Source organism: Paenibacillus sp. Aloe-11 (assembly GCF_000245715.1).
Lineage (GTDB): Bacteria > Bacillota > Bacilli > Paenibacillales > Paenibacillaceae > Paenibacillus > Paenibacillus kribbensis.
This window is the reverse complement of sequence record NZ_JH601073.1, coordinates 77,843-86,341: the sequence shown is the minus strand read 5'-3', so window position 1 is coordinate 86,341 and position 8,499 is coordinate 77,843. Positions and strand designations below refer to the sequence as shown.

Here is an 8,499-nt window from a genome sequence, read left to right as displayed (position 1 = left end):
CTGGCGTGATTGGCGAGCATTTGAAAATGGATCGTGTGCTTGGCGGTATATCGTCATTACCTGACCGTGTGAACGGGGAAAGCGATGGAGCGGAGCAATTTACCCAAGCCATTCTGACGACAGATTTGGTGAAAAAGGAAGCGTGCGTGGCGGTTGAAGTGGATGGCGTGACGGTGCACATCGCCGGGGCAGCGAAGGGCTCGGGCATGATTCATCCGAATATGGCAACGATGCTGGCCTTTATGACCTGTGACGCAGCCATCGGGCAGGCAGCGCTTCATCAGCTCCTAAAGCAGGCGACGGATAACAGCTTTAATATGATTACAGTGGATGGCGATACAAGTACGAACGATATGCTGATCGCTATGGCAAGCGGGCTGGCGGGCAACCGCGAGTTGGATGCAGGCCATCCCGATTGGGAGGCTTTTGCCGAGGCGTTCACCTATATCTGCCAGGAGCTGGCGAAGGCGATTGCTCGCGATGGAGAAGGTGCTACGAAACTGGTAGAGGTGTCGGTGATCGGGGCGGTAAGCGATGCGTCTGCCCAGGCGATAGCCAAGACGGTGATCGGGTCCAGTTTGGTGAAATCAGCTGTTTTCGGTGCAGACGCCAACTGGGGACGCATTATTGCAGCCGTCGGGCGTGCCGGAGAGCCGGTGAATCCAGATACGGTAGACATCCGCCTGGGTGATATTATCGTGCTGAGTCAATCCAGTCCGGTCGCTTTTGATGAAGCCGAGGCGCTTTCCTATTTACGTGGAGATACGGTGCGAATTATCGTTGATTTGCATCATGGGAACGGAACTGCTACAGCCTGGGGCTGTGATTTAACTTATGATTATGTGCGGATTAACGCTGCATATCGGACATAGATGCAAGGAATAAACACCAATTGAACAACGGCATTCGTTGATATAAGCAATGAGCGGGTGTAAATCTAGCGTCTTTTTAAAATCGCACGGACCTGTGCAGAGGAGAAAAGGAGAGATGATATGCAATCAGCAATGGAGCACGCGGATCAAGCCAATCATGCCGGAGTGGCACGTCGTAATTTTGTGATGAAATGCGGAGGAAGTACGTTGGCTGCGTTGCCTGATTCCTTTTTTGACGACTTGGCCCGTTTGCAGTCGGAAGGACTTCAGCCTGTCATTGTCCATGGCGGGGGTCCCGCGATCTCTGACAATTTGGCGAAGCTGGGAATCGAAACGGAGTTCATTAATGGATTGCGTAAAACGACTGAACCTGTGCTGGATGTCGTGGAAATGGTGCTGGCAGGCAGCATTAACAAGCAGATTGTACGCAGAATAGGGATGCACGGAGGGCGAGCATTGGGCTTGTCAGGCAGTGATGGCTATTTAATTGAAGCAAAGCCTGTGCCGAATGCCGCAGAGGTCGGTTGGGTCGGAGAGGTAACGTCTGTTCAAGCTTCGATTATTACAGGTGTGCTGGATATGAACTACATGCCTGTTATTGCACCTATTGGCATTGATCGATCCGGTCAGCGTTACAACATTAATGCGGATACAGCGGCGGGTGCAGTGGCTTCTCACCTCGGGGTCAGTCGGATGATCGTCGTTACCGATGTGCCGGGGATATTGAAAAAGAATGGTAGCGAAAAGAAGGTACTGGACTCCATCACCGTACAGGAGATTGAAGATATGATCAGTACGGGTGAAATCTACGGGGGTATGATCCCGAAAGTGAGGGCGGCTATTGCCTGCATCCACGGAAAAGTGAAGGAAGTTGTTATTGTGAATGGCAGCGAACCGCAGGTGCTGAGCCGTGTGCTGGGCGGGGAATCGATAGGAACACGCATCGTGCGTATGCAGTAATTACGTTATAGCGAAACCTTTATAACCAAACGAAAAAAGGAGCGTGAACAACATGAGTAAGGAGTCTAATGCACTGGTGAGCGAGGAATTGCCAAATACGGATGCAATCGGAGTGCGCACGGAAAAGGTAGCGGCAGAAGCGCAGCCGCAAAGCTCTCTCTTTCCAACCTATGCAAGATATCCGCTGTCACTGGTCAAAGGTCAAGGAAGCTGGCTGTGGGATGATCAGGGCAAGCGTTATCTGGATTTCATGTCAGGCATTGCCGTTACCAATCTCGGGCATGCCCCTCAGGCTGTAGCCGAGCGCTTGAAAAAACAGATTGATGAACTGTGGCATGTATCCAATCTGTTTCATATTCCAGGACAGGAACGGGCGGCAGCTTTGCTGACTGCCAATAGCAGCGCGGATGCTGTATTTTTCTGCAATAGCGGGGCGGAGGCGAATGAAGCTGCGATCAAGCTGGCGCGTCGTTACCACCAAAAGGTGAAACAGAACGGCCGCTACGAAGTCATTACGTTCACGCAATCCTTTCACGGGCGGACGCTGGCAACCCTGACCGCTACCGGTCAGGATAAAGTTAAAGAAGGATTTTTGCCGCTTCCTGCCGGGTTTAAAAGCGTTCCACTTCATGATCAGGCTGCGCTTGAAGCAGCTATCAATGAGAATACGGCGGCCATTATGCTGGAAATGGTGCAGGCCGAAGGCGGCATGTATCCGGTAGACCCTGCTTTTGTAGATGTGATTACCAAGCTGTGCCGCGAGCATGGCTTGCTGCTGATCATTGATGAGGTGCAAACAGGCATGGGACGGACAGGTAAGCTGTTTGCCTTTGAGCATTATGGCATAGAGCCGGATATCTTTACATTGGCGAAGGGACTGGGCAGTGGCTTTTCTGTAGGTGCGATGCTGGGCAAAGGATATTTGCGTGAAGCGTTCACGGCGGGCAGCCACGGTTCCACCTTTGGTGGTACGCCGCTCGCGATGGCAGCCGTTCAGGCGACCATTGAAACGATTATAGATGACAAACTGCCAGAACGTGCAGCTGAGATGGGCGAATATTTGTTCCATAGCCTGCAAAAGCAGCTTGGAGATATTCCTTTTGTAAAGGATATCCGCGGAAAAGGGCTGATGGTCGGCATTGAGTGTGCGGAGCCGGTAGCAGAGCTTGTTTTGGCAGGACAGAAGAAGGGAATTCTGTTCATTACAGCAGGCCCGAACGTGATTCGCCTGTTGCCTAACCTGTATGTAACAAAGGATGAAATTGATCAGGCTGTAACACTGATTGCTGAATTGATTCGGGAGCATGTGGCTTAGTTTTAAAAAGCAAATCATCCAGATTAAAGTGTAAAAGGAGACGATAGCATGAGCCAGAGCGGCGCACTGCAGCAGATGAATTTGAAGGGGCGGGACTTCCTTGAGCTGGATGACTACTCTACAGAGGAAATCCAGTATTTAATTGATCTCGCCATCGAAATTAAGCGTAAGCACAAAAACGGGGAAACCTATCAGCCGCTACAGGGGAAAACACTTGGACTGATTTTCGAAAAATCCTCCACACGTACACGGGTATCTTTTGAAGTCGGTATGTATCAATTGGGCGGGCATGCCCTTTTCCTCAGTAAAAATGACATTCAACTGGGACGCGGCGAGCCTATTAGCGACATGGCGCAAGTCATGTCACGCTATCTGGATGGCATTATGATTCGTACCTTTGGGCACGATAATGTCGTAGAATTGGCACGTTATGCATCCGTTCCTGTGATCAACGGCTTGAGCGATTTGGCGCATCCATGTCAGGTGCTGGCTGATTACCAAACCTTGTATGAGCAAAAGGGCAAGCTAAAAGGACTCAAACTAGCTTACATCGGGGATGGCAATAATATGGCGCATTCTCTATTGATCGGCGGAGCGAAGCTCGGAGTACATGTATCGATTGCAAGTCCTGCTGGATACGAGCCTGACCCGAGTGTGGTTGCAGCTTCCCGTGAGATCGCCAAGCAGACAGGGAGTGAAATTGTTATAACCCAAAGTCCGCAAGAAGCGGTAAAGGATGCGGATGCAATTTATACGGATGTATGGGCGAGCATGGGCTTTGAGGAAGAGCAGAAGGAGCGTGAGCTTGCTTTTGCCGATTTCCAGGTGAATGAGGAGCTGGTCCAGCTGGCGAAGCCGGATTATTTGTTCCTGCACTGTCTGCCTGCACATCGTGGGGAAGAAGTGAGTGCGGGTGTCATTGACGGTCCGAATTCAGTCATTTTTGATGAAGCGGAAAATCGCCTGCATGCGCAAAAAGCGCTGTTGGTTGCTTTGCTGGGATAAGGAAAATAGGTAAGGAAGATAAAGGCTAGAAGCATTTTGGGGAGGACTTTAATCATGGCAAAAGAAAAAATCGTACTCGCATACTCCGGCGGTCTGGATACGTCGGTCATTCTGAAATGGCTCAAGGAAACGTATGATGCCGAGATCATCGCATTTACCGCTGACATCGGTCAGAAGGAAGAACTGGACGGTTTGGAGGAAAAAGCGCTCGCTACGGGGGCTTCCAAAGTGTACATTGATGATCTGCGTGATGAATTCGCCAAGGATTTTATTTATCCGATGTTTCAGGCGGGTGCTTTGTATGAAGGGCAATATTTGCTCGGAACGAGTATTGCACGTCCATTGATCGCCAAGCGAATGGTCGATATTGCGATTGCCGAGGGAGCAACAGCGATCGCTCACGGCGCAACAGGCAAAGGCAACGATCAGGTGCGCTTCGAGCTGAACGCGGCAGCGTTGACACCGGATATCAAGGTGATTGCACCTTGGCGGCTGGAAGAGTTCCGCAATCAGTTCCCGGGCCGGGCAGAAATGATTGCCTATGCTGAAAAACACAATATTCCGGTAACCGCTTCTGCAGCCAAGCCGTACTCCATGGACCGCAACCTGCTGCATATCAGCTATGAAAGCGGTGTGCTGGAGGACCCTTGGTTTGATCCGAGCGCTCCTGAAAATAAAGAGATGTTCTTGCTCAGCAACGCGCCAGAGGACGCTCCTGATGAAGCGGAATATTTGGAGCTGGAATTTGAAGCAGGCAATTGCGTCGCTTTGAACGGAGAGCAGTTGACTCCGCTGCAGGTGATGGAAAAGCTGAATGAGCTGGGCGGCAAGCACGGCATCGGACGCGTGGATATGGTGGAGAACCGTTTTGTGGGCATGAAGAGCCGCGGAGTCTACGAGACGCCGGGCGGTACGATCCTGTTCACAGCTCACCGCAAAATGGAATCCATCACGATGGACCGCGAAGTTATGAATTTGCGTGACAGTCTGATTACCCGTTATGCTACCTTGGTGTACAACGGGTTCTGGTTCGCGCCGGAACGTGTGGCTTTGCAGGCTCTGGTTCATGAGAGCCAGAAAAATGTCAGTGGTACGGTGCGCGTGAAGCTGTACAAAGGCAATATTATCGGCGCAGGCGTCAAAAGTCCGGTTAGCCTGTACAACCCAGATATTGCGACGATGGAAGCCGATCCGACACAAGCCTATGATCAAGGTGATGCAACAGGCTTCATCCGGTTGAATGCTTTGCGCTTGAAGGTCAATGCGGGCGTAACACAAAATCATAAATAATGATGTAATCTAATAAATGTACGGAATGCGGGCCGTTCTTGTCCAAACGACGAGGGCGGCTTGTTATTGCAGAGAGGGGATCATGCAATGAGTAAGTTATGGGGCGGGCGTTTTACGAAGCAAACGAATAAGCTGGTAGAGGAATACACGGCTTCTATCGGATTTGATCAGGCGTTGGCAGAAGAGGATATTCAGGGCAGCTTGGCCCATGTAGCCATGCTGGGCAAGTGCGGCATTATTCCGCAAGCGGACGCCGACACGATCAAGGAAGGATTGCACACAGTACTGGAGCGCATTCGCCGTGGAGAGATTGAGTTTTCAATTTCGGACGAGGATATTCACATGAATATCGAAAAAAATCTGATCGAAGCTATTGGTCCGGTTGGCGGTAAGCTGCACACCGGACGCAGCCGCAACGATCAGGTAGCCACGGATATGCACTTGTATTTGCGTGGCCGTGTCGTATCGCTGGTGGGGATGCTGCATGACGTGCAAGCCGCATTAATCGGACAGGCGAAAGACAATCTGGACACGATTGTACCCGGATACACACACTTGCAGCGTGCGCAGCCGATTTTATTTGCACATCATTTGCTCGCATATGTATCTATGCTGGAGCGTGATATTGACCGTCTTAAGGACAGCTACAAGCGTATCAATGTATTGCCGTTAGGTGCTGGCGCTTTGGCAGGAACCACCTTCCCGATCGACCGTCATTTTGTAGCTGAGCAGCTCGGGTTTGATGGCGTATATGAAAATAGTCTGGATGCCGTCAGCGATCGGGATTTTATAGTAGAGTTCCTGGCTGGAGCCTCGCTGATTATGACGCATTTGTCTCGTCTGAGCGAGGAACTGGTGCTATGGAGCAGCACGGAGTTTGGCTTCGTGGAGCTGGATGATGCCTTTTGCACAGGCAGCAGCATTATGCCGCAGAAGAAGAACCCGGACGTACCGGAGCTGGTACGCGGCAAAACCGGACGTGTCTACGGCAATCTCATGGGCTTGCTAACCGTTCTCAAATCCTTGCCACTGGCATACAACAAAGATATGCAGGAGGACAAGGAAGGCATGTTTGATACCGTTGCTACGCTGGAAGGAGCGCTGCAGCTGTTCGCACCGATGATCGCCACGATGAAGGTGAACAAGGATCGCATGCGTCAAGCGGTCAATCAGGATTTCTCGAACGCAACGGATATTGCGGATTTCCTGGTCGGCAAGGGACTTCCTTTCCGTCAGGCGCATGAGGTCATCGGTAAAACTGTGCTCTATTGTATCCAGCACGGCAAATATTTGCTTGATCTGACACTGGAGGAATTCCAGCAGTTCTCCGATTTGTTCGACGACCGCATTTATGCGGTGCTTCAACCGGAGGCAGTAGTGAACGCACGGAATGTATATGGCGGAACAGCTACAGGACAGGTACAGGCAGCCATTGGACGCAGTGAGCAGCTCCTAGCGAACACGTCAGCCTGGTTTGAAGAACACCAACGTAGTAACTAAATCAGCAAAGAAGCATGATTCTTCTGTCTGGTTACAAGACTATATATGGAATCTCAAGTTTTGTTCAATAGAGGGCACCGTTCGCGGTGCCTTTTGTGTTTTTTAAGACATATGTTAATAGTTCTAAATACCTAGTTGTACATAAGTATGAAAGATTGAATAGTTTACATTTTATATACCTACTTCTGACATAATTATGGTAGAATAGCACTAAGTTTTTAAAGGTAGACCCAATTAGCCAGAACGGACCCATTTATACATAGCTGAGATCAGGCCGGAAAGAGTGTTTTCTGACCGGAAAAATTGCATCAATGTGTAAACGATTGGTATATATAAGAAATATAAGGATGTTCTGATGTGCATAAGGACGTATGGATCATCGAAGTAGTGATATGCTCAAGGGACAGATTGGGACGGTACAGGAGGTATTATGAGGAGTAAAAGAACGGCACGGAAGTTAAAGAGCGCATGGATCGGTTATCGCGCTTCTGACGCCGAACAACTGGTGTTTTCATTGAATGAGGAGCGGATGCAAGCGGAGAAGTTGCTGCGTGAGGAACGGGAGCTTTTTCACGCGGCGCTGGAACGGAAAGAGCAGCGGGATGCGGAGCTGAAGCAGCTGCTTGCGGACGCGCTTGCCGAAGAGCGGCGCTGGATTGAAAGGGCGGGAATCCATGGGTGACAAGCTTAGGTGGCAGATTGGCGGAGTGTCGATTCGCCAAACCAAGAAAAGAATAAAAGAAGAGCGTCAACTGATCGCTCAGCTGCAGCAGCAGCTGGAAGCCCAGCGGTCGGAGCAAGCTCCGGTGCTGTACAAGCTTGATTTTCATATCGAAGAGCTGGAACGGCGACTTCAGGATACAGAGCTTCGCATCCAGGCTATCAAGAACGCTGATGATTCAGTAGCAGTGAAGCCATTGCTGGATGAAGGCATGCAGGCTGGACAGGCACAGGAGGCGCAGATCCAGTATGCTTCCGGGCAGCAGGAACAGGCAGCAGGCACCGCTATGGGAGCGGCTTCCAGTGTGGCAGGCGCGGCAGATGGAGAGATTGTCACTGGAGAACAAAGCGGACGAAACGGTAAAGCTCGTCTGGGGGATCAACTGGTGGAGAACGGGCTGATTACCCGGGATCAGCTGGCGGACGCCATCCGAAACCAGAAGCGTTATGGTGGCAGGCTGGGCGACATTCTCGTGGAGATGGGCTTCATTACAGCCGGGCAGCTGCAGCAGCAGGTTAGCGGGGACGAGTCCAAGGAACGACTAGGCGATATGCTGGTTCGTTCCGGCTATATTTTACCCGAGCAGCTAGAGCGCGCACTGGAGTTCCAGGCGAAGAGCGGCGGGTTGCTCGGCGACATTTTACTGTCATTGCAAATGCTGGAACCTGCGGATTTGTACCGCGCGATTGCTACACAGAACCGGATCGGCCGTATCGGTGAGGAACTGGCGCTGGATGCTGCCTATAAGCTGCCCGAGCAGGTGGCTATGGCTTATGGTGTGGTCGTCATTCATCAATATATGAACCGCTATATTGTGGCGGTCAGTGACCCGCTGC

At 51.1% G+C, this 8,499-nt stretch carries 7 protein-coding genes and 1 pseudogene; all 8 read left to right on the top strand.

From position 1 onward, the window contains the following. Positions 1–872: bifunctional glutamate N-acetyltransferase/amino-acid acetyltransferase ArgJ (gene argJ, locus WG8_RS23030; RefSeq protein WP_007432674.1), on the top strand; the 872-nt coding region annotated here is incomplete at its 5' end. Positions 873–992: 120 nt separating this feature from the next. Then, positions 993–1,832 (top strand): acetylglutamate kinase, encoded by an 840-nt coding sequence (gene argB / locus WG8_RS23025; protein WP_007432673.1) that lies wholly within the window; start codon positions 993–995, stop codon positions 1,830–1,832. Positions 1,833–1,884: 52 nt separating this feature from the next. After that, positions 1,885–3,147 carry an acetylornithine transaminase gene (locus WG8_RS23020; RefSeq protein WP_007432672.1) on the top strand — a complete coding sequence of 421 codons (1,263 nt, stop codon included), beginning with the start codon at positions 1,885–1,887 and terminating at the stop codon, positions 3,145–3,147. Between the two features lie 48 nt (positions 3,148–3,195). Then, positions 3,196–4,152 carry an ornithine carbamoyltransferase gene (argF, locus tag WG8_RS23015; protein WP_007432671.1) on the top strand — a complete coding sequence of 319 codons (957 nt, stop codon included), beginning with the start codon at positions 3,196–3,198 and terminating at the stop codon, positions 4,150–4,152. A 54-nt stretch (positions 4,153–4,206) separates the two neighbouring features. Continuing rightward, entirely contained in the window at positions 4,207–5,442 is a 1,236-nt protein-coding gene (locus WG8_RS23010; RefSeq protein WP_007432670.1) for an argininosuccinate synthase, read from the top strand. Between the two features lie 87 nt (positions 5,443–5,529). Continuing rightward, on the top strand, positions 5,530–6,942 hold the full coding sequence (argH, locus tag WG8_RS23005; RefSeq protein WP_007432669.1) for an argininosuccinate lyase: 1,413 nt from the start codon (positions 5,530–5,532) through the stop codon (positions 6,940–6,942). Positions 6,943–7,372: 430 nt separating this feature from the next. Next, entirely contained in the window at positions 7,373–7,624 is a 252-nt protein-coding gene (locus tag WG8_RS23000; protein WP_007432668.1) for a hypothetical protein, read from the top strand. Next, positions 7,617–8,499 (top strand): annotated as a pseudogene (locus WG8_RS29095) (glycosyltransferase family 2 protein); the annotation flags it as partial. The gene WG8_RS23000 and the pseudogene WG8_RS29095, both read left to right, overlap by 8 nt.